18 protein-coding genes are annotated in these 20,185 nt (G+C 60.1%); 9 read left to right on the top strand and 9 right to left on the bottom strand.

All coding sequences use genetic code 11. The features are described 5' to 3' along the window. The first annotated feature begins 369 nt into the window (after positions 1 to 369). Positions 370 to 1,998, top strand: a complete 1,629-nt coding sequence (locus PH547_RS24030) for a phospholipase C (protein WP_285169603.1) — start codon at positions 370 to 372, stop codon at positions 1,996 to 1,998. 23 nt (positions 1,999 to 2,021) lie between these two features. Beyond that, the gene (locus PH547_RS24025) at positions 2,022 to 3,404 is read left to right on the top strand and encodes a cytochrome-c peroxidase (RefSeq protein ID WP_285169602.1); all 1,383 of its coding nucleotides are present in this window, start codon (positions 2,022 to 2,024) and stop codon (positions 3,402 to 3,404) included. A gap of 40 nt (positions 3,405 to 3,444) precedes the next feature. On the opposite strand, the gene PH547_RS24020 is transcribed toward PH547_RS24025, so the two are convergent. Together PH547_RS24020 and odc2 are read right to left on the bottom strand one after the other, a co-directional pair. Continuing rightward, positions 3,445 to 4,035, bottom strand: a complete 591-nt coding sequence (locus tag PH547_RS24020) for a GNAT family N-acetyltransferase (protein ID WP_285169601.1) — start codon at positions 4,033 to 4,035, stop codon at positions 3,445 to 3,447. 113 nt (positions 4,036 to 4,148) lie between these two features. Next, complete coding sequence (gene odc2 / locus PH547_RS24015) at positions 4,149 to 5,282, bottom strand: ornithine/lysine decarboxylase (protein WP_104824310.1); 1,134 nt, start codon at positions 5,280 to 5,282, stop codon at positions 4,149 to 4,151. Between the two features lie 530 nt (positions 5,283 to 5,812). On the opposite strand from odc2, the gene PH547_RS24010 reads away from it, so the two are divergent. The 3 genes from PH547_RS24010 (at position 5,813) to PH547_RS24000 (ending at position 8,559) form a co-directional block, all read left to right on the top strand. After that, positions 5,813 to 6,706 (top strand): LysR family transcriptional regulator, encoded by an 894-nt coding sequence (locus PH547_RS24010; RefSeq protein WP_104824311.1) that lies wholly within the window; start codon positions 5,813 to 5,815, stop codon positions 6,704 to 6,706. Positions 6,707 to 6,796: 90 nt separating this feature from the next. Further along, positions 6,797 to 7,453, top strand: a complete 657-nt coding sequence (locus PH547_RS24005; protein WP_199773487.1) for a DUF1007 family protein — start codon at positions 6,797 to 6,799, stop codon at positions 7,451 to 7,453. Then, positions 7,447 to 8,559 (top strand): nickel/cobalt transporter, encoded by a 1,113-nt coding sequence (locus PH547_RS24000; protein WP_104824313.1) that lies wholly within the window; start codon positions 7,447 to 7,449, stop codon positions 8,557 to 8,559. The genes PH547_RS24005 and PH547_RS24000 overlap by 7 nt, the downstream gene beginning before the upstream one ends. Before the next feature lie 9 nt (positions 8,560 to 8,568). Here PH547_RS24000 and PH547_RS23995 read toward each other — a convergent pair whose 3' ends face one another. From PH547_RS23995 to PH547_RS23985, 3 genes are all read right to left on the bottom strand, one after another. Next, the gene (locus PH547_RS23995; RefSeq protein WP_199773488.1) at positions 8,569 to 8,784 is read right to left on the bottom strand and encodes a hypothetical protein; all 216 of its coding nucleotides are present in this window, start codon (positions 8,782 to 8,784) and stop codon (positions 8,569 to 8,571) included. Between the two features lie 92 nt (positions 8,785 to 8,876). Beyond that, positions 8,877 to 9,584, bottom strand: a complete 708-nt coding sequence (locus PH547_RS23990; RefSeq protein ID WP_104824315.1) for a tellurite resistance TerB family protein — start codon at positions 9,582 to 9,584, stop codon at positions 8,877 to 8,879. A gap of 184 nt (positions 9,585 to 9,768) precedes the next feature. Continuing rightward, positions 9,769 to 10,407 carry a 2-dehydro-3-deoxy-phosphogluconate aldolase gene (locus PH547_RS23985; protein WP_104824316.1) on the bottom strand — a complete coding sequence of 213 codons (639 nt, stop codon included), beginning with the start codon at positions 10,405 to 10,407 and terminating at the stop codon, positions 9,769 to 9,771. Between the two features lie 160 nt (positions 10,408 to 10,567). On the opposite strand from PH547_RS23985, the gene PH547_RS23980 reads away from it, so the two are divergent. The 3 genes from PH547_RS23980 to PH547_RS23970 all read left to right on the top strand — a co-directional run bounded on the left by PH547_RS23980 (position 10,568) and on the right by PH547_RS23970 (position 14,122). After that, on the top strand, positions 10,568 to 11,053 hold the full coding sequence (locus PH547_RS23980) for a CYTH domain-containing protein (RefSeq protein WP_104825212.1): 486 nt from the start codon (positions 10,568 to 10,570) through the stop codon (positions 11,051 to 11,053). A 14-nt stretch (positions 11,054 to 11,067) separates the two neighbouring features. After that, the gene (locus PH547_RS23975) at positions 11,068 to 11,490 is read left to right on the top strand and encodes a CHAD domain-containing protein (RefSeq protein ID WP_245463895.1); all 423 of its coding nucleotides are present in this window, start codon (positions 11,068 to 11,070) and stop codon (positions 11,488 to 11,490) included. 241 nt (positions 11,491 to 11,731) lie between these two features. After that, entirely contained in the window at positions 11,732 to 14,122 is a 2,391-nt protein-coding gene (locus PH547_RS23970; RefSeq protein ID WP_285169600.1) for an arylsulfatase, read from the top strand. A gap of 60 nt (positions 14,123 to 14,182) precedes the next feature. Here the strand turns inward: PH547_RS23970 and PH547_RS23965 are convergent, their stop codons facing one another. Further along, a complete protein-coding gene (locus tag PH547_RS23965; RefSeq protein WP_104824317.1) occupies positions 14,183 to 14,644 on the bottom strand; it encodes a GNAT family N-acetyltransferase in 462 nt (153 codons plus the stop codon). A 144-nt stretch (positions 14,645 to 14,788) separates the two neighbouring features. On the opposite strand from PH547_RS23965, the gene trhO reads away from it, so the two are divergent. Next, entirely contained in the window at positions 14,789 to 15,733 is a 945-nt protein-coding gene (trhO, locus tag PH547_RS23960) for an oxygen-dependent tRNA uridine(34) hydroxylase TrhO (protein WP_104825213.1), read from the top strand. Positions 15,734 to 15,841: 108 nt separating this feature from the next. Here the strand turns inward: trhO and PH547_RS23955 are convergent, their stop codons facing one another. From PH547_RS23955 to PH547_RS23945, 3 genes are all read right to left on the bottom strand, one after another. Continuing rightward, positions 15,842 to 18,055, bottom strand: coding sequence for a bifunctional diguanylate cyclase/phosphodiesterase (locus PH547_RS23955; RefSeq protein WP_104824318.1), 2,214 nt, complete (start codon positions 18,053 to 18,055; stop codon positions 15,842 to 15,844). A 109-nt stretch (positions 18,056 to 18,164) separates the two neighbouring features. Next, entirely contained in the window at positions 18,165 to 18,710 is a 546-nt protein-coding gene (locus tag PH547_RS23950; protein ID WP_104825214.1) for an NADPH-dependent FMN reductase, read from the bottom strand. A gap of 74 nt (positions 18,711 to 18,784) precedes the next feature. Then, on the bottom strand, positions 18,785 to 20,158 hold the full coding sequence (locus PH547_RS23945; RefSeq protein ID WP_104824319.1) for a GH1 family beta-glucosidase: 1,374 nt from the start codon (positions 20,156 to 20,158) through the stop codon (positions 18,785 to 18,787). Between the last annotated feature and the right edge of the window lie 27 nt (positions 20,159 to 20,185).

The raw sequence follows: 20,185 nt of genomic DNA, 5'->3' as shown, positions 1-20,185 counted from the left end.
AGTGGGCTCGTCGTCACAGTAAAGTAGAGACCGAACGATAGCCCGTTGCGGCCGGAGCCAAAAGATCAGCCCTCACCCTGAGGCGGGAGCGAAGCGACCCTCGAAGGGCGGGGGCGGGTGGATCGCATCAATGTCAGCCGTGACATAAGGTAGCAGGATACGGGCATCCGCAACACCTGTCCGCGACCTCCTTTTTCATGTCAGCAAAAACAACCCTTTAGTTGCGTCCTTCATGGGCAACGCCTCCCTCTCCCGCCGCCCCCTTCACGGAACTGTCATATGCGCTTGCTAGCCCGGCATGGTTCCTTCCGCCTCGGCGCGGCGCACCTTAAGCGTCGGGGCAAAGCCCCCACTCGAGAGGATATGGCAATGATCTGTCTTTCGCGTCGCGCCGCCCTTGCCGCCGGCAGCGCGCTTACTCTGCTTTCGCTCTGTTCCACCGCCGGTGCCGCCGACAAGGCGCCGCCGACGAATACGGCGACGCCGATCAAGCATCTGATCGTCGTTTTCCAGGAAAACGTCTCCTTCGACCACTATTTCGCGACCTACCCCAAGGCCGCAAACGTCGACGGTGAGCCGGCATTCAAGGCCGCCGACAACACGTCGACCGATATCAACACGCTGGCCAATGCCGGTCTTCTCGACAACAATCCGAATAAGACCAACGCGGCAAACGGAGCCGATGCGGCCGCCCCGTTCCGCCTCGACCGCACGCAGGCAGCGACCCAATCGCAGAACCACGGCTACACCGCCGAGCAGGCGGCCTACAACAACTTCGCCATGGACCTTTTCCCGGCCAATACCGGCAGGGGCACCAAGGGTGCTGCCGGCGCTTTCGGCACCAAGGGCCAGGTCATGGGCTATTATGACGGCAACACCGTCACGGCGCTCTGGAACTACGCTCAGCACTATGCCCTGAACGACAATTCCTTCTCCACCAATTTCGGCCCGTCGACCCCCGGCGCGCTGAACCTCATCTCCGGCCAGACCAACGGCGCCATCCTGCCGCCCGGCTATGCGCTGGAGAAGGACGGCACCTATTCCAAGGGCCGCATCGTGCCCGACGGCAATGGCGGCTGGACCGTCATCAGCGACTTCGATCCGACCGGCGATGTCTGCTCGGTCGGCCAGACAGGGCTGATGTACGGCAAGAACATCGGCGACATGCTGAACGAACACAACATCACCTGGGGCTTCTTCGAAGGCGGCTTCGACCTGACGGTGACGAATGGGGACGGCACGACGGGCTGCAAGCGCGCGACGACCTCGACCGTCACCCAGGTCAACAGCGCTGACTATATCCCGCATCACCAGCCGTTCCAGTACTACGCCTCGACCGCCAACCCGACGCATGCGCGCCCGTCCTCGGTCGCTGCAATCGGCACCACCGACGCAGCCAACCACCAGTATGATGTGACGGACTTCTACGCGGCCCTGAAGAACGGCAACATGCCGACCGTCAGCTTCCTGAAGGCGCCGGCCTATCAGGACGGCCATGCCGGCTATTCTGATCCGCTCGACGAGCAGGAGTTCGTCACCCAGGTGGTCAACACCGTTCAGAATTCGCCGGACTGGAAAGACACCGCTATCATCGTCCTCTACGACGATTCCGACGGCTGGTATGACCATGCCCACGCCGTCGTCAATCCATCGAAGCTTGGCGTCAAGGGTTATGACGTGCTGAACGGAGATGGCTGCTCGACCGGCACGCCGCTGCCGGGCGTCAACGGCCAGCCGGCCCAGGGCCGTTGTGGCTACGGCACGCGCCAGCCGCTGTTGGTTATCTCGCCCTACTCCAAGGTCAACTTCGTCGACCATACTTTGACCGACCAGACCTCCGTCATGCGCTTCATCGAAGACAACTGGATGGGCGGCGAACGTCTCGGTGGCGGCTCGTTCGATGCCATCTCCGGCTCGCTGAACAACATGTTCGACTGGTCGAAGGCCGATGCACAGAAGCTGATCCTCGACACGAAGACCGGCAATAGCGCTTCCTAAGCTGAAAATAAGGGGGATGGACAATGTCCTTGAACATGAAGCACAGTTTCCTCCCCCTGATCGCACTCGCGAGCATCTCGCTCGCGGGGGCGACCATCGGCTTGGCAAGCGAACCCGCCGCTAATGCCGTCGCGGCAAATACCTATGACGACACGGCTTCGCTGAGCGCCGTCGCACAGCTCGGCCGGAAGCTGTTCTACGATCCCTCACTGTCAGGCGGCGGCCAGATGTCCTGCGCCACCTGCCATGATCCCAGCAATCACTATGCACCGGCCAATGACCGCGCCGTGCAGCTCGGCGGCCCGCATTTCGATAAGCCGGGCATCCGCGCAGTGCCGAGCCTCGCCTATAAGATGTCGACGCCTTCCTTCTCCGTCGGCGCGGAAAGTGCTGCCGACGAGGCGGCCGAGGCAGCCCCAATGACCGAAGCCTCCGGCGTGGCGCTTGCAAACACCCCGGCGACGGTCGCGGGGCCACTGACCGCACAGGCCGTCGTCAAAGCCAATTCGAACGCGCCCGATCTGGTGCCGCAAGGCGGCATGTTCTGGGACGGCCGTGTCGACTCGCTGGAGGAACAAGCGCTGCAGCCGATGATCTCGCCCTTCGAGATGGCCAATGCCGATGCAGCCGCCGTCTATGCCAAGCTGAAACAGGGCTACGGCAAGGACATCGGCGCCCTCTTCGGCAATAATGTCCTCAACGATCAGGATATGACGATCGCCGAAGCCGGTTTTGCGCTCGCCCGCTACCAGATCGAAGAGCCCTCCTTCCATCCCTATTCGAGCAAATACGACTATTATCTGCGCGGCAAGGCGATGTTATCAGACGCCGAAATGCGCGGGCTGAAACTGTTCGATGATCCCAACAAGGGTAACTGCGCCTCTTGCCATCTCGACAAGATGACGGGCGACGGCCAGATGCCGAACTTCACCGATTTCGAATTCGAGGCGCTTGGCGCACCGCGCAATCCGGACATTCCAGCCAATGCCGACGCGCATTATTACGACACCGGCATCTGCGGCCCGCTACGCAACGACACTTATTCCGCCCAGCCGCAGAATTGCGGACTGTTCAAGACACCGACGCTACGCAATGTCGCCAGCCGCCATGTCTTCTTCCACAATGGCGTCTACCGCTTGCTGGAGGACGTCACCCGCTTCTATGTCAAGCGGGACACCAATCCCGACGAGATCTACCCGAAGGACGCCGGCGGGAAGGCACAGAAATACAACGATCTTCCGGCGCAATATCAGGCCAATATCGACGTCATCGACGCGCCGTTGAACCGCAAGCCAGGCGATGCGCCGGCTCTGAACGATACGGAAATCGCCGATGTCGTCGCGTTTCTGAAGACGCTGACGGATGGTTACGACCCGGCTAAGGATGGGGTGAAGGCGGCCAAATAGAAACGCCTCCGCCCGAACGGGCGAAGGCGGATCTGAAACCTCAGGCTGCCTTGGCGACCGGCGGCTGGGCCAGCTTGCGGCCGCTGGCGACGATCATGCCGACGGCACTGCCCAGCCAACCATCCTTGAGTTCCAGTGCGAGGAAACGGTCGCGCTGGAATGGGCCAGGCATGACGAGATGGCGCGCCTTTTCGGCGAAGAAGCCGAAACGCTCGTAATAGGGCGCATCGCCGACGAGCAGGATGGCGCCATGGCCGCGCTTCTTGGCTTCGAGGATGGCGGCACGCATCAGCGCCGAGCCGACACCCTTGCCTTCGTGGGCGCCATCGACCGCCAGCGGGCCGAGCAGCAGCGCATCGACCGGGCGGGTCTCACGATCGACGCCAGCTTCGACGTTCCACAGGCGAACGGTGCCGATGACATGGCCGGCGCGATCGCGGGCGACAAGCGCCAGGCCCTCGGCCGGAACGCGGCCACGGCGAAGCTTTTCGGACGACTTCTTGCGGCGATCGGCGCCCATGACGCGATCAAGCAGATTTTCGCGAGCGACGACATCACCTGCGTTTTCCAGGTCGAGGGTGAAAGTGGACGGCGCAAAGAATGCGCGGACAGAATCAAGAACAGCGGCCATCTCGGCCTCCCGTGCCCAATACCGTTATCAGCGGTGGTGACAAACTATTGTGAGTGTGCCGCCCCGGCTGGCTACGGGGGCGGCTTTGTCGGAGTTTAGATCCTTACGGGATCTTAGATGATGTAGGCCTTCAGCGGGTCGAAGCCGTTGAACGCTACAGCCGAGTAGGTCGTCGTATAGGCGCCCGTGCCTTCAATCAGGACCTCGTCGCCGATCGTGAGCGTCACGGGCAGCGGATAGAGGTTCTTCTCGTAGAGCACGTCGGCCGAATCGCAGGTCGGACCGGCAATGATGCAGGCTTCCATCTCGTCGGCGTCGCGCTCGGTGCGGATCGGATAGCGGATCGCCTCGTCCATGGTTTCGGCGAGACCACCGAATTTGCCGATGTCGAGGAAGACCCAGCGAGCGGCATCGTTGTCCGACTTCTTCGAAATCAGGACGACTTCAGCCTTGATCACGCCGGCATTGCCGACCATGCCGCGGCCCGGCTCGATGATGGTGTGCGGGATCTGGTTGCCGAAATGGGCGCGCAGAGCCGCAAAGATCGCCTTGCCGTATGCTTCCGCCGACGGAACGTCACGCAGGTACTTGGTCGGGAAACCGCCGCCCATGTTGACCATCTGCAGGTGAATGCCCTGCTTGGCGAGCGAGACGAAGACGCGCTTGGCATCGGCGAGAGCCGCATCCCAGGCATCGACCTTGGTCATCTGCGAGCCGACGTGGAACGACACGCCGTAGGATGCCAGACCGAGCTGATGGGCATAGACGAGAACGTCGACAGCCATCTGCGGAACGCAGCCGAACTTGCGCGACAGCGGCCATTCGGCGCCTTCACCATCCGTCAGGACGCGGCAGAACACACGAGCGCCGGGAGCGGCACGGGAAATCTTCTCGACTTCCTCGTGGCTATCGACGGCAAAGAGGTTGATGCCGAGTGCATGCGCACGGGCGATATCGCGTTCCTTCTTGATCGTGTTGCCGAAGGAGATGCGGGCAGGGGTCGCACCGGCGTCGAGCGCCATTTCGATTTCAGCGACGGACGCGCAATCGAAGTTGGAGCCGAGGCTTGCCAGCAGGCGCAGCACTTCCGGAGCCGGGTTGGCCTTGACGGCGTAATAGATGGCGCTGTCCGGCATGGCATGACGGAAGGCGTGAAAATTGTCGCGGACGACATCGAGATCAACCACCAGGCAGGGACCGTCCGGACGTCGGGTAGCGAGAAAGTCGCGAATACGTTGCGTGGTCATGTCAATTCCCTTTTCAATTCCAAAAGCTCCGGGAAAAAGACCCAGAGGACAAAGGGCGACGCTCATTCGCTCAGGTACCAGCCGGTGGAGACCCCGGAACCGTGCAAATGCGCGAAGCGCGGATGATGAACGAGTGCCGCAAGCGGCGCTAATTCGCTTTGTCTGCCATGGATTGGAGGGATAATCCCAACCGCACTTCCGGCAATGAAGGTGTGCCTCTTCAGTAACCCCGGCTGATGGAAAGCCGGGAGAGAACAAAAAGGCCCGCACCGTCGTTGCTTCAGATGTCCTCGCATTTTCCGGTTGGCCGGAATAGCGACTGGAGGGGTTAATTCCAGGTACCTTACCGATTTTCTCACCACATCGAGGATCGGCGGACACCCACGGGCACGTGCGACTTTGGGCTGAACCCGAAATAGGAATATTCGCCGACATAATCAAGAATTTTTTTCGCCTATGCCCGAAAAAAATAATTGAACAAATCGGCGCATTTTGTTCAATAACTTGCGACAGTTAACGAGGGCTTCGCCATGGACACTTTGACCCGGATTCGCGCCTTCATCGACGTGGTCGAAGCAGAAGGTTTCTCCGCGGCCGCCAGGAAAACCGGACGCTCCAAGGCGCTGCTCTCCAAATATGTCCGAGAGCTCGAGGATGAGCTTGGCGCGCTTCTGCTCAATCGCACCACCCGGCAATTCTCGATGACCGAGGCCGGCCACACCTATTACCGCACCGCTTCCGACATATTGAAAGAAATCGACAATCTCGCCGATCTCGTGCGCGAGAACAATCAGCAGCTTAAAGGGCGGCTTCGTGTTTCCGTGCCGCGTACCTTTGTCGACGCCGATGTCGGGCAATCGCTGATCGACTTCGCCAGGGAGAACCCCGATCTCGCGCTGGAGATCGCCGCCGAAGATCGATTCGTCGATCTGATCGAGGAAGGCTTCGACGTTGCAGTGCGCGTCACCAAGCTTGAGGATTCCGGCATGATCGCCCGCAAGATCTCGGATTTCCGCGTTCATCTTTGTGCAACCCAGGAATTCCTCGATCGTTATCCGACGCTGGAGCATCCGAGCGATCTTGCGCGTGTGCCTTTCATTATCGACACCAACAATCGCTCACAGGGCAATGTTCGCTTCGTCGATGCCGACAGCTCGACCTTTAATGTCGCGATCAATGGCACGCTCGAAGTCAATAGCCCGCATGCGACGCTGCGCGCGGCTTTGGCAAGCTTGGGCATTGCCGTCGTGCCGGACTTCATCGGCCGCAAGGCGATCGAAAGCGGGCAGTTGCTGACGCTGTTCAACGATTATCTTCCGACCGATCGCGGCATTTATGCTGTCTATCCGCACCGTCGTTATCTCCCGGCCAAGGTGCGCATCTTCGTCGACTACCTCCATAGCTGGTTCCGCAAGCACGGCTGAGCCCTTCAGCTCTGCCAACCGGTCCCAATTCCGTCTCATTTCCTGACCAGAAGTCGAGGTGAATCAATGCTCGCGAAGCACATCGGACGCATGAGAAAATCCACGCCTATCTCTATTGCAGCCCTCGCCGGAGGTCTGATGCTCGCGCCTGTTGCGGCATCGGCGCATCCGCATATCTTCGTGGAAGCGCGGCTGGAAGTGCTGGCGGGCTCCGACGGCGCCGTGCAGGAGCTACGCAATGTCTGGCGCTTCGACGAGGTCTTCTCCTCCTCGGTGCTGATGGATTTCGACAAGAACACCAATCTGAAGCTCGATCCGGACGAGCTCAAGGAAGTCGGCAAAACGGTGCGCGATTCGCTCGCCGACTACGACTACTACACAAACCTGACGCTGAACGGCAAAGCCATCAAGGTGAACAAGCCCGACATCATCAATGTCGACTACAGGGACGGCCAGCTCCTGATGTTCTTTGCCGTCAAGCCGTCCGAACCGATGCCGCTCAAGGGCAACAAGCTGAGCTTCGGCATCTACGATCCTACACTCTATACCTCGATCGATTTCCCCAGCGACAATGAGCTGGTGACAGAGGGCGATGGCTTCAAAGGCTGCACGCAAAAGGTCGTGCGCCCCAATCCGGACGAGGTCATCGCCGAAAACAAGTCGACTTTGACGGATGCCTTCTTCAACGATCCGACGGGAACGACCATGTCGAAGCTCTTCGCAACGCGGTTAGACGTTCAATGCTGACGTTCCGGATAGCGCGGTTGCTTCCGGCTATGGCCCTCGCCTTCCTAGCGATGGCAAGCCTCGCCCACGCCACCGGATCGCCGCTCGGTATCGGCACGGCGGAGCCGAGCTTCCAGCCGGTCGGAGGGCCGCTGGCGCCGATCTTTCTCTATGTGAATTACGAGCAGCAGGCCTTCTATCGGGCGCTCACCAAATCCATCGAGGCCATGCGCCAGGACCCTTGGCAGCTCTGGACGCTGATCGGCCTCTCCTTCGCCTACGGCATCTTCCATGCCGCCGGCCCCGGCCACGGCAAGGCCGTCATCTCCTCCTACATGGTCGCCAACGAGATCGAGCTGAAGCGCGGCATCATCATCTCGTTCATTTCGGCCTTCATCCAGGGCCTCGTCGCCGTCCTCGTCGTCGGTGCCGCTTATTTCGTGCTGCGCGGCTCGGGCATCACCATGACGATGGCCACCAATGCGATGGAGATCACCAGCTTCGTGATGGTGATCATCTTTGGCGGCTGGCTGCTGTTCCGCAAGCTGCGCTCGATGATCCAGGCCCGGCCACAGCGCCAGGAAGTGCAGCTCGCGACATCGGTCGGCCCGATCAGCATGTCGCTATTCGAAGATGCTCCGAACGGCTCCGCTCCCGCCCAAAGGCTATCGCACTTCCGCGCAGCGCCGCAGACGGGCAACCGCTATAATTGTGACGATCCGACGCATGATGCGGGCAATGGCATGGTCTGCGAGACCTGCGGCCATTCGCATCTGCCGGATCCGAAAATGCTGTCGAATGAAAATTTCAGTGTCCGCGAGGCCTGGTCGGCGATCATCACCGTCGGCTTGCGCCCCTGTTCCGGCGCCCTGCTGGTCATGACCTTCTCGATGCTGAACGGGCTCTATCTCGGCGGCTTGCTATCCGTCATCGCCATGTCGGTCGGCACGGCGCTGACCGTGTCGCTGCTCGCCATCATCGCTGTCTTCGCCAAGGGCACCGCCGTGCACTTCACCGGTCGCGGCTCGAGGCTCTCGATGTGGGTCGGCAATGGCATTGAGATTCTTGGCGCGCTGCTGGTCATCTGCACCGGCATCGTTCTGCTCGGCGCATCGCTGCAGACTTGACGCTGCGGACTACCGGCTGTTGCGCCTCTGGTAGCGGGCTCTCAGCCAGAAGACCAGGAAGAACGCAAGGATGACGAGGACGCCGAAGCCGGTGCCGAGCCATGGCGAAACATCGCCGAGCCGGAGGATGATATCCGGCATCAGGTACAGCAGCACCATGGCGGCCAGCAGGATAATGGCGGCGGCGATCGCCGTGGAGCGGGTTTCGCTTTTCTTATCCGTCAAAATGGCCAATCCTCCGCGCACTGCTGCTTACTTTCCGGCGAAGGCTTAGGCCAGCCGCCCGCGAAAGGCAACCGGCCCTTTCCTGGCAACGATCAGACCTTGGCGCTCACGACCGTCGCTTCGATGTGATCGACCAGCGCGTCGGGGAGACCGAGCCGGCCGGCGAGAAGATCGAGATAGCCGCGCTCCGCCCGCGAATCCGGCTCGATCGCCAGGCGCGACGCAGCGTAGACCTGCACGCGCTGCTCTTCCGTTTGCGCCGATGCGACGATGGCGTCGAGATCGACGGGATTGGCAAGCTCGCGCTCGAAAAAGGCTTCCGCTTCAGCACCGACGCCCGCTTCGTGCACCTTGCCGAGAATATGCTGCCGCTCGGCATCGTCGATATGCCCATCGGCGCGAGCCGCGGCGATCATGGCGCGGACCAGCGAAAGTGCAAAATCATTGCTGGCAATCGCCGGCGCAGTGCTGAAGCCGGAATTGGAAGGCGGCGGCAGAAATTGCGGCTCCGCCTGCTGGGCAGGCTGCGGCGCCGGCTGTGGTGCATTGCCGGCCTGATAGTTCTTGTAGGCCTGATAGCCGAGCCCGGCGATGGCGGCGAGACCACCGAGCGTCAGTACGTTGCCGGCAATGTCGCGGCCAGTCTTCGTGCCCAGCAGCACGCCGGCGATGGCGCTGGTCGCCAGCGGATTGTCCCTGGCGAGATTGATGGCCTCGCTCGCCTTGTCTCTCACGCTTCCCTGCATTCCCGGAACTTGCGATCCGAGGAACTGGTCCAGAAGCTTGCGGGCGTCGATCATGTGGATGGTCCTCCGTCCTTTGTGAAGCATGATCCCAGTACGCAGCGGTTTTGGGACGAGATCATGCGCAAACGAAATTGCGAGAGGGAGATAGGAAGGTAGGACCGCAAATACAAATCCGCTGAAAAGCAAAAAGGGCGCGCATGAAGCCATGCACGCCCTTTAATCGACTTTTCAGGAAGGCTCAGCCCTTCAGCGCGGCGGCTTCGGCGGCGAGCTTGGTGATCCCGGCCCAATCGCCGGCCGCGACCAGTTCCTTCGGCGCAACCCAGGAGCCGCCGACACAGATGACGTTCGGCAGCGACAGGTAATCATGGGCGTTCTTCAGCGAAATGCCGCCGGTCGGGCAGAACAGCGTGCCGGCCAGCGGCGAAGACAGTGCCTTCAGATAGGCAGCGCCGCCAGCCTGTTCGGCCGGGAAGAACTTCAGCACCTTGTAGCCTTCCTCACGCAACGCCATGACTTCGCTCGCCGTCGCCGCACCCGGCAGCAGCGGAACGTGGGAGGTGCGGGCCACATCAAGAAGTTCCTGCGTGGTGCCGGGGCTGACGATGAATTTGGAGCCGGCCTCGACGGCAGCTTCCCACTGCGCGACATTCAGGATCGTACCGGCGCCCACTTCGGCGCCTTCGACTTCCTCGGCGACGGCCCGAACGGCATCCAGTGCACCGGCGGTCCGCAGCGTAATCTCGATCGCCTTCAAGCCGCCGGCGACAAGCGCGCGGGCGAGCGGAACGGCCGACTTCGCATCTTCCACGATGAGGACGGGGACGACAGGCTGCAGTTTCAGGATGGAAAGAAGCTTTTCGGTTTTCTCGCCCATGGTCGGCGTGCTCCCTTAAAACGATTGAAATCCGGTTTCCGAATAGCCTTCCCGAGGGTCCTTGTCGAGACAAAAGCTAAGTTTGAATACAACGGGTAGGAAATGCCGATAAGTTACGTTAGTCTATTTAAATGGGATGCGGGCGGAGCATGTCGAGCATATGGCAAAAGAGATCGAGCGAAAGTTTCTGGTCCGTGGCGATCATTGGCGAGACCTCGTTTCCGAGAAACTCACCCTACGGCAGGCCTATGTCGCCTCGATGGACGATCGTTCCGTTCGCGTTCGCCTGACGAACCACACGGTCGCGACCCTGACGATGAAGATCGGCAAGGCGATGATCCGGGATGAATTCGAATATGAAATCCCCGTCGCCGATGCCGAAGAGCTGCTCGGCAATGCCATCGGTCTGGTCATAGAAAAGATCCGCTACAAGGTTCCCTTCAAAGGCTTCGTCTGGGAAGTCGACGTTTTTCGCGGCATGCATCGCGGCCTGGTGATCGCCGAAGTCGAGATGGAAGACGAAAGCGACGATCCGGAATTGCCGGACTGGATTGGCCGCGAGGTGACCGGCGAATACCGCTACTCTAACCAGGCGCTCGCGACGCAATTCGAACAGGAATACGATGAGTTATCGCATTCGGCCTGACCTGCCGCGAAGCATTGGAAGCGCTGAAAGCCGCCTCCTTCGGCAGCGGCCGGCGCCAGACCGCGCGTATCTTTCAAAATAGCTGGCGCAAGACCGGTCGTAAGGCGACGAGGGCACTCTCAGAATGCCATGCCGAAGCTCATACCGACCAGTTTCACGAGCTGCGCAAACGCAGCCAGGATTGCTGGATGCATCATGCGCTGCTGCGCGACATCTGGCCGGCAGCCATGCATGCAAAACAGCTCGAAGCCAAGGCGCTGGTCGATGTGCTCGGCCGCTATCTCGATCTGTCGATACTATCCGAGGTCACCGATCGCGAGCCGCATCTCTTCAACGGCAGCGACGACCGCGCCCGCCTGCTGGAGGCAATCATCTCTCGCCAGCAAAGCGCCCGCCAGGAAGCACTGACCAAAGCACGCTGGATTTTTTTCGGATAAGCCGAAGCGGGAAGCGCGGACGATCAGACGGCTTTGGCTGGAAGCGGGGGATTGAGGAAACCAATTCCGTCCGCCCAGGACAGGCAAGCAATTTCTCGCGCTCGGTAGCGATTGTCGCCGATCGCTCCCAGTCGAAAGCCGTCCGACGCAACAGCGATTACGTCTCATTAACTGTAACGTACTTGTTACTTTTCAGCATCGTGCCAACGTTTCGACTTCATCGAGTTGGGAGGACACGACGATGTTGAGAATTGGAACATTATTTCTCGCCACATTGAGTTTAACCGCCGTTTCATTCGACCGGGCAAGCGCCCAGCAGGTCACAGGCGAACCTGGTTCGCCCAGCGCAACAACGACGATCGACGGAAGATATCTTCCGAACCCGCCCGCGGCATTTGGCGGACAAATTGGCCTCGACGCCAAGAACTCCAAACCTTATTGGCCGCCGCAGATTGTGCCCCCCAAGGGCGCGCCGAATATCCTGCTCATCATGACCGATGATGCGGGTTACGGCGTTGCTGGCACTTTCGGCGGCGTCATCCCGACGCCTGCCCTGGATCGCGTTGCGAAAGCGGGCCTGCGCTACACGCAGTTCCATTCGACAGCGCTCTGTTCTCCGACGAGGGCAGCGCTGATTACCGGACGAAACCATCATTCGTCGGGTTTCGGGGTCATTTCCGAGCAGGCAACCGGTTACCCCGGTTACGATTCCGTCATTGGGGTAAACAACGCCACGATCGGTGAAATTCTGAAGCAGAACGGCTTTGCAACGTCTTGGTTCGGCAAGAACCATAACACCCCTGCTTTCCAATACAGCAGTGCCGGGCCGTTCGATCAATGGCCCGTGGGGATGGGCTTCGAATATTTCTACGGCTTCATGGGCGGCGACAGCAACCAATGGACTCCATACTTGTTCCAAAACACGACCCAGATTTTCCCCTGGGTTGGCAAGCCGGACTACAACCTTATCACGGACGAAGCCGACAATGCCATCGACCATATCAAGCAACTGAATGCAGCCGCTCCTGACAAACCGTTCTTCGTCTATTTCGTACCCGGAGCTACCCTCGCGCCTCACCATCCGACCCAGGAGTGGATAGACAAGTTCAAAGGCAAGTTCGACATGGGTTGGAACGAAATGCGCGAACAGATTTTCGCCAACCAGAAGCGGCTCGGGGTCATTCCCGCGAATACGCAGCTAACCCCATGGCCTGACGACCTGCCGAAGTGGGACAGCTTAGATGCCGACAGCAAGAAGCTGTTTGCACGACAGGCTGAGGTTTTCGCCGCCTATGTCGCCTATTCCGATCACGAGATCGGAAGAGTGATCCAGGCGGTCGACGACCTGGGCAAGCTCGATAACACGCTTGTCATCTACATCGAAGGCGACAACGGTACGAGTGCCGAAGGCAGCACTCTTGGCACCCCCAACGAATTGATCACCATCGAGGGTATGCAGATTCCGGTCGCGGATCAGATGAAGTTCTACGACGTCTGGGGTTCCGACAAGACGTATCCGCATATGTCGGTGGCCTGGTCCTGGGCCTTTGACACGCCGTTCAAATGGACGAAGCAGGTCGCCTCGCATTTCGGCGGTACGAGGCAGGGCATGGCTATGGCCTGGCCAGCACGGATCAAGGAAGCCGGCGGCATCCGCAGTCAGCTCCACCATGTGATCGACATCGTTCCCACCATTCTCGAGGCGACTGGAATCCAACCTCCTGTCATGGTCAACGGCGTGGCGCAAAAGCCGATCGAAGGTGTCAGCATGGCCTATAGCTGGGACAATGCCCAAGCCCCGTCAGCGCGCACGACGCAGTATTTCGAGATGTTCGGCAACCGCGCGATCTACAATGACGGCTGGATCGCAGCCACGACGCCGCCCGCAGCGCCTTGGCTGATGGGCACGACCAAAATGCCCGACGTCGTCGATGGCTACAAATGGGAATTGTACAACCTCACGGAGGATTTTTCGGAAAACAACGATCTCGCCGCCAAGATGCCGGACAAGCTGCACGAGATGCAGGAATTGTTTCTCATGGAAGCGGCGAAATACAATGTCTTCCCGCTTGATAACTCTATCCTGGAGCGTCTCCTCACCCCGCGGCCGAGTGCCACGGCCGGGCGAAATAACTTCACCTATTCAGGCGTGATATCCGGTATTCCGTCCAGCAACGCTCCGAGCATCGTGAACAAATCGTACACGATCACCGCGGAGGTGGAGATACCGCAGGGTGGTGGTGAAGGCATGCTTGTCACCACGGGTGGACGCTTTGGCGGATACGGTTTCTATCTGCTCAAAGGCAAGCCGGTGTTCCTGTACAATTTTGTCGATATGGAGCGCTTTCGCTGGGAAGGTCATGACGCCTTGGCACCCGGCAAGCACACCCTTGTGTTCGATTTCAAATCCGATGGCCCCGGTTTCGGCAAGGGCGGAACGGGCGTCCTCAAGGTGGATGGTACCGAGGTTGCCAACGAGAAAATTCCACACACAATTCCAGCACTGATGCCGTGGGATGAAACCTTCGATGTGGGGGTCGATACGCGGACAGGCGTAGAGGACAACGACTATCAGGTGCCGTTCCCCTTCAATGGAAATATCGGAAAACTGGAAGTGGCGTTGCAGCCGTAGACAATGCCGGACGGGGGGACATTGATACCGATGTCCCCTCAATCCCGCTGCAGCCGCCTCTCAGAGAAATTTCTCCATCCGGAAATTTTCGAGCGTCTGCCCGCGCTTTTCCACGATTTGCGATGCCAGGACGCGGAAGCCTCGTCGCTCGAAAAACGCTCTGGCGGTAAGGCTCGCTTCCGTAAAAATGCGCCCGAGCCTCTGTTTTCTTGCCTCTGCCTCGACCGTCGTCAGGAGCAGGCTGGCGGCACCCATGCCTTGATAATCGGGATGGACAAACATCATATCCAGGAGCCCATCGGGCACCAGATCCGCAAATCCGATCGACACGTCCCCATATTGAACGATCCAGGCCGGCCTGCTTGACCGTCGTTTCGCCCACGCGTCCCTGTCTTCCACCTTGGCCCAGGCGTCGATTTGAGCTTGGTTGTAGTCCTTCGACGCCACCTCCCGGATTGCTCTCAGGAATATGTCCATGGTCAGATCGGCATCCGCGGGGACATATGGTCTTACCATCAGCATGTTGTCAGACACATCAACCTCATCGCCGCGCAACGATCGTTGCTGCACACAAACGCAGACTAGCACGAGTCGTATAACGGCCACCGTAATGCCATCAGATAAATCCCGATTGCTTGCCGACGCGCAAAATTGTATTTCCGCGGCATGACAGACATCCTTTCCACTCCGCGGCATGAGGCAGGGGGCGCGTTCCTCGTTGCCGCCCTCTATCATTTTGCCTCCTTCCCGCGCTTCGAAGCCCTGCGCGAGCCGCTGCTTGCGCTCTGTGAAGCAAACGGCGTCAAGGGTACGCTGCTGCTCGCCCATGAGGGCATCAACGGCACCATCGCCGGCACCGATGCAGGCATTGGCGCCGTCCTCTCCTTCCTGCGCGCCCAGCCGGAATTTTCGACGCTGGAGCACAAGGAAAGCCGGGCCTCGAAAATGCCCTTCGTCCGCATGAAGGTGAAGCTGAAGAAAGAGATCGTCACCATGGGCGTCGAGAACATCGACCCCACCAAGATCGTCGGCACTTATGTCGCGCCGCAGGACTGGAACGCGCTGATCTCCGACCCCGACACCATCGTCATCGACACACGCAACGACTACGAGACGGCGATCGGCGTGTTCAAGGGCGCGGTCGATCCGAAGACGAAGACATTCCGCGAATTTCCGGAATGGGTGCGCCAGAACGAGGGCCTGCACAACAAGCCGAAGATTGCTATGTATTGCACCGGCGGTATCCGCTGCGAGAAGGCGACCGCCTTCATGAAGGAGCAGGGTTTCGATGAAGTTTACCACCTCAAGGGCGGCATTCTGAAATATCTCGAAGAAGTGCCCGCCGAGGAAAGCCTCTGGGAAGGCGCCTGCTTCGTCTTCGACGAGCGCGTTTCCGTCGAACATGGCCTGAAGGAAGGCAACCACAAGCTCTGCCATGCCTGCCGCAACCCGATCACTGCGGAAGAGGTCACGTCACCCTTCTATGAAGCCGGCGTCTCCTGCAGCCATTGCTATCACGACCGCACTGAGGAAGACCGCAAGCGCTTCCGCGAGCGCCAGCGCCAAGTGATGCTCGCCCGCAAGCGTGGCCAGGAGCATATTGGCGGCTAAAGCGCATCGCGATCTCTGGGATTCGCCCTTGCGCTTTAGGTTCTTGATTTTGCGCATGTCGTTATCGCAAAACCGCTGCACACTTTTGCGCGACATGCTTTAGGGAATTTAGGCGGCTGCGTCGCGCTCGACGTCGAGCACGCGAGCCGTCTGCGCCATCAGCCGCTTGCTGATCTCGGCTTCCGGCAGCGGTTTGCCGAAGAAATAGCCCTGCAGCTCGTCGCAACCGAAGTGCTCCAGGGCGGCCCCCTGCTCTTTCGTCTCGATGCCTTCCGCCGTCACGGGGATGTCGAGCGAACGCGCCAAAGCCACCGTTGCCTGCAGCATCTCGCGGGCGCGGCTGTCTTCCAGCACATCCATGGTCAGCGACCGGTCGATCTTGATGCGGTCGAAGCCGAATTGGCGGAGATAGCCGATCGACGAGAAGCCCGAGCCGAAATCGTCCAGCGCCACCTTGACCCCAAGCCGTTTCAGCCGCTCGATCGATTGGCGGGTGCGCTCGGGGTTCTGGATGATATAGCCTTCGGTGATTTCCAGCGTGACGCGTTCGGCTTCGATCTCCGTATGGTTCAGGACATGCCGAACATAGTCCGCGAAGGCGGGGTTGCGGAACTGTCCGGGTGAGACATTGACTGCAATCCGCAGATCCGGCCATTGCCGCGCCGTCTCGCAGGCTTTTCTTAGTACGAACAGCCCGAGTGCTTCGATCAAACCACTGGTTTCGGCGACAGGAATGAAGGCTTCAGGCGAAATCGGCCCGTGACCTGGCCTGTTCCAGCGTACCAACGCCTCGACGCCAGTGATCTCATGGCTCGTGGCGTCGACCAGCGGCTGGTAGGCGAGCGTCAGCTCTTCTTTTTCGATGGCATTGCGCAGATCCAGTTCCAGTGCATTGCGCTCCTCGCGATCGGCATCCATCGCCGTCTCATAGCAAGCCATACGGGCGCGTCCGGCTTCCTTGGCCTTGTACATGGCTAGGTCGGCGCGGCGCACCAGCTCCTCGCGGCCGATGCGGCCCTCCGGCGAGCTGGCAATGCCGATACTGGCGCCGACGACCACCACGCGGCGACCGATCTCCAGCGGCTCGGCAAAGAAATCCAGCACCTGCTCGGCAAGCCTGAGCGCCGGCGCATCGTTCAGTTCCTTGGTCGGAAAGGCGACGGCGAATTCATCGCCGCCGAGCCGCGCAAGAATCGCCTTCGGCGGGATAAGCACATTCAACCCGGCTGCGACGGCGCGGATCAACTGGTCGCCAGTGCCGTGGCCATAGGAGTCGTTGATTTCCTTGAAACCGTCGAGGTCGAGATAGAGCAACAGGACATTGCTGCCGTCGGCGCGGGCGCTCTCCACTAGTCGGTCGACATCGAGACGAAGACCCTCCCGATTGAGAAGGCCGCTGAGCCGGTCCCGCAGCGAGCCCTGCCGCGCCAGCGCCTCTTCCGCCCTGAGCCGGCGTCCTGCCAGAGACCCCAGAATCAGCAGCACCAAGAAGAACATGCCGACCAGGCCGAGTGCACCAACCACCAGCGGACGGGCCTGTTGATAGCTGACGTCACCAGGCCCGCGCGAGGTCCAGACCAGCCGCCCGAGCGGCTTGCCAAGCGGATCGACGATCGAAACGGCATAGCGCGCAATCGTATCCGGCGGGACCAGCTTGAGGCCGCTGATGACATAGGTATTGGAAAGCATCTTGATCTTGGCTGCATCGAGGTGCCGGACGAAGATCAAATAGCGGCGCTTGCCTTCCGGCACGGGGATTCGGCCGGATTTTTCGCGGATTGTCCCCACGCCAACGGCGGCGATGCCCTTATTGGTCATCACATAGCCGCTCGCCTCCGGAACGCTGGTCACCCGCGCCTTGCGCACCTGATCCACCAAGGCCCAGAGCGAGGGACCGAAGACATCCTCGATCCTGTCGGTCATCGGCTTGCCGTCCTGATAGGCAATAATCGGCTTGTTATTGTCGTCGACCACCAGCGCCATGTCGAACAGGGCGCCATCCGAGGACATCTCGCCGTAGTTGCCGGCGATCCAGTCCTGGTCGTTTTCATCGTAGACATTCCTGGCGGCGGTGTTGCGCGCAGCATAGTCATGCAGCGTGGCATCGAGCAGGCCTTCGAAGGTCTTCAGCGCACCGGCAGTGGTTTCCCAGGAGCGTTCGTCATCCAATTTGTTGGAATAGTCCGCGACGCGGCCGATCGCTGTCAGCACCATCAAGGTAACCACAGTGACCACCAAAGCGAACGAAAACAAAACGGCCGTCACGATGGAATGACGACCGATTTGCGTATTCCGCTGGATTGACTTGAAAACTGCACCCAACGCACTTCTCCTTGACTTTGGAGTGTGCCGTCAGGTCTTCAAGAAACGGTTAAAGCGAGCCTACGATTCTTGCAGGAAATGGTTGTATATTTATCGGTATCGCAGGCATTCATGCGGATGCGCGGATCGCCTGTGCAAAACGATCGAGGCTGGCTTGCAACGTGCCGTTCTGTTGCGCCTCCGCCAGGGTCGTCGCCTGCGCCTCATCGCTCTTGCCGGCGAGCGGCACACGCAGAAAAGCCTCCGGCACAATGCGGAGCGACATTGTCTTCAGCACCTCGGTCAGTTGTTCCAGCACAAGATCGCCTCGATGCGAGGCATGCGCAAACATCAGCGGCTTGAACGGCACTTCGTCGCGCGACACCAGCCAATCCAATGCGTTCTTGAATCCGCCGGGAATGCCATGGGCATATTCCGGGCAAGAGACGATCACCCCGTCTACATCGCGGATTTTCGCGGCAAAGGTTTCGACAATAGGAGGCGTCCTGTCGCCCTCATGATCGGGATTGAAGATCGGCAGGCTGCCGATCAAATCGCAGATTTCGATGGAAACGCCGTCTGGCGAAATCAGCCGCAGGGCTTCCAGCAACCGAAGGCTGGTCGAGGCCTGCCTTTGGCTGCCGCAGAGCGCGTAGAGGGAGAGCGGACGCTGGATCATGCCCAAGGCTTATCAGGTGCCAGCGATTCGGGCGACCTTCCCCCTCTTTCGGAAGGAGCCGAAAGGCGGCATCAAGCCGCCTTGTGGTTCCCCTTCGGGAACTGACCGGCGAGTTCACGGTACCACTTGCCGCTCTTCTTCACCGTCCGCACCTGCGTCTCGTAATCGACGTGCACGAGGCCGAAACGCATGCGATAGCCTTCCGCCCATTCGAAATTATCCATCAGGCTCCAGGCGAAATAACCGCGCATGGGATAACCGTCCTTGATCAGGTCGGCGACCACGCCGAGATGGTCGATGTAGTAATCGAGGCGCGGCTGGTCGTCGACTTCACCGTTGACGACCTCCATGTTGTAGCAGGCGCCGTTTTCGGTGATGTAGCATTCCGGCAATTCGTAGCGCTTGTAGAGGTCCTGCACGACATGCTTCAGGCCCGGCGCGTAGATTTCCCAGCCGATGTCGGTCTTCACGTCGCTTGCAGGCGGCGCTTCCTTCGTCCAGGGGAAATCGCCGCTCTTGGACACGTCATCGGCGACACGCATCGGCATGTAGTAGTTCAGGCCCCACCAGTCGAGCTTCTGGTTGATGATCTTCAGATCGCCATCCTCGACAACAGGCATGCGGTCGCTGAGTACCTCGACGAATTCCTTCGGGTACTGCCCCTTGAAGATCGGATCGAAGAAGGCACCGTTGTGGAACTGATGCGCGCGCTCGACGGCAGCCTGATCTTCGGCGCTATCGGAACCCGGAAGGATCGAGGCCGCATTCAGCACGATACCGACCGGCACCTTCGGCGCGACGGCCCGGATTGCCTCGACGCCGAGACCGTGCGCGAGGTTCATGGTGTGCATGGCATAAAGCGCGGCCTGCATGTTACGCTCGCCCGGCGCATGAACGCCATAGAGATGGCTGAGCCAGACAATGCACCAGGGTTCGTTGAAGGTGGCAACCGAATCCAGACGGTCGCCGAGGCGTGCCATGACGGTCTTGGCATAACGCTGATAGGCATAGGCCGTGGAACGTGCCGTCCAGCCGCCGTCGCCGGCGAGCGTCAGCGGCAGATCCCAGTGATAGAGCGTCGCGAAGGTCTTGATGCCACGCGCCTTACAGCCATCGACGAGACGATCGTAGAAATCGAGGCCGGCTTCGTTCACCGGGCCGGTGCCGTCCGGAATGATGCGCGGCCAGGCGATCGAGAAGCGATAGGCTTCGACGCCCATGTCCTTGATCAGATCGAGATCCTGTTCCAGCCGGTTGTAGTGATCGCAGGCGACATCGCCGTTGTGCCGCTGATAGACGCGGCCCGGCATGTTCGCGAAGGCATCCCAGATCGACGGCTTGCGGCCATCCGCCTTGGTGGCGCCTTCGATCTGGAAGGCGGCAGTGGCAACGCCGAACGTGAAATCGCCCGGGAAACGGGCAGCGAAGCTCTTTGGATCAATCATGACTAATCTCGTTTCTTTCAAACGGCG

The organism is Rhizobium cerradonense (assembly GCF_030182455.1).
In the GTDB taxonomy this organism is placed as follows: Bacteria; Pseudomonadota; Alphaproteobacteria; order Rhizobiales; family Rhizobiaceae; genus Rhizobium.
The sequence above is the reverse complement of the archived record's forward strand: the minus strand, read 5'-3'. Positions and strand labels throughout refer to the sequence as shown.

Bases quoted from the DNA above. Each gene is read 5' to 3' on its own strand.
- PH547_RS24030 (WP_285169603.1), top strand. From the start codon at position 370: ATGATCTGTCTTTCGCGTCGCGCCGCCCTTGCCGCCGGCAGCGCGCTT.
- PH547_RS24025 (WP_285169602.1), top strand. From the start codon at position 2,022: ATGTCCTTGAACATGAAGCACAGTTTCCTCCCCCTGATCGCACTCGCG.
- PH547_RS24020 (WP_285169601.1), bottom strand. From the start codon at position 4,035: ATGGCCGCTGTTCTTGATTCTGTCCGCGCATTCTTTGCGCCGTCCACT.
- odc2 (WP_104824310.1), bottom strand. From the start codon at position 5,282: ATGACCACGCAACGTATTCGCGACTTTCTCGCTACCCGACGTCCGGAC.
- PH547_RS24010 (WP_104824311.1), top strand. From the start codon at position 5,813: ATGGACACTTTGACCCGGATTCGCGCCTTCATCGACGTGGTCGAAGCA.
- PH547_RS24005 (WP_199773487.1), top strand. From the start codon at position 6,797: ATGAGAAAATCCACGCCTATCTCTATTGCAGCCCTCGCCGGAGGTCTG.
- PH547_RS24000 (WP_104824313.1), top strand. From the start codon at position 7,447: ATGCTGACGTTCCGGATAGCGCGGTTGCTTCCGGCTATGGCCCTCGCC.
- PH547_RS23990 (WP_104824315.1), bottom strand. From the start codon at position 9,584: ATGATCGACGCCCGCAAGCTTCTGGACCAGTTCCTCGGATCGCAAGTT.
- PH547_RS23985 (WP_104824316.1), bottom strand. From the start codon at position 10,407: ATGGGCGAGAAAACCGAAAAGCTTCTTTCCATCCTGAAACTGCAGCCT.
- PH547_RS23980 (WP_104825212.1), top strand. From the start codon at position 10,568: ATGGCAAAAGAGATCGAGCGAAAGTTTCTGGTCCGTGGCGATCATTGG.
- PH547_RS23970 (WP_285169600.1), top strand. From the start codon at position 11,732: ATGTTGAGAATTGGAACATTATTTCTCGCCACATTGAGTTTAACCGCC.
- PH547_RS23965 (WP_104824317.1), bottom strand. From the start codon at position 14,644: ATGCTGATGGTAAGACCATATGTCCCCGCGGATGCCGATCTGACCATG.
- trhO (WP_104825213.1), top strand. From the start codon at position 14,789: ATGACAGACATCCTTTCCACTCCGCGGCATGAGGCAGGGGGCGCGTTC.
- PH547_RS23945 (WP_104824319.1), bottom strand. From the start codon at position 20,158: ATGATTGATCCAAAGAGCTTCGCTGCCCGTTTCCCGGGCGATTTCACG.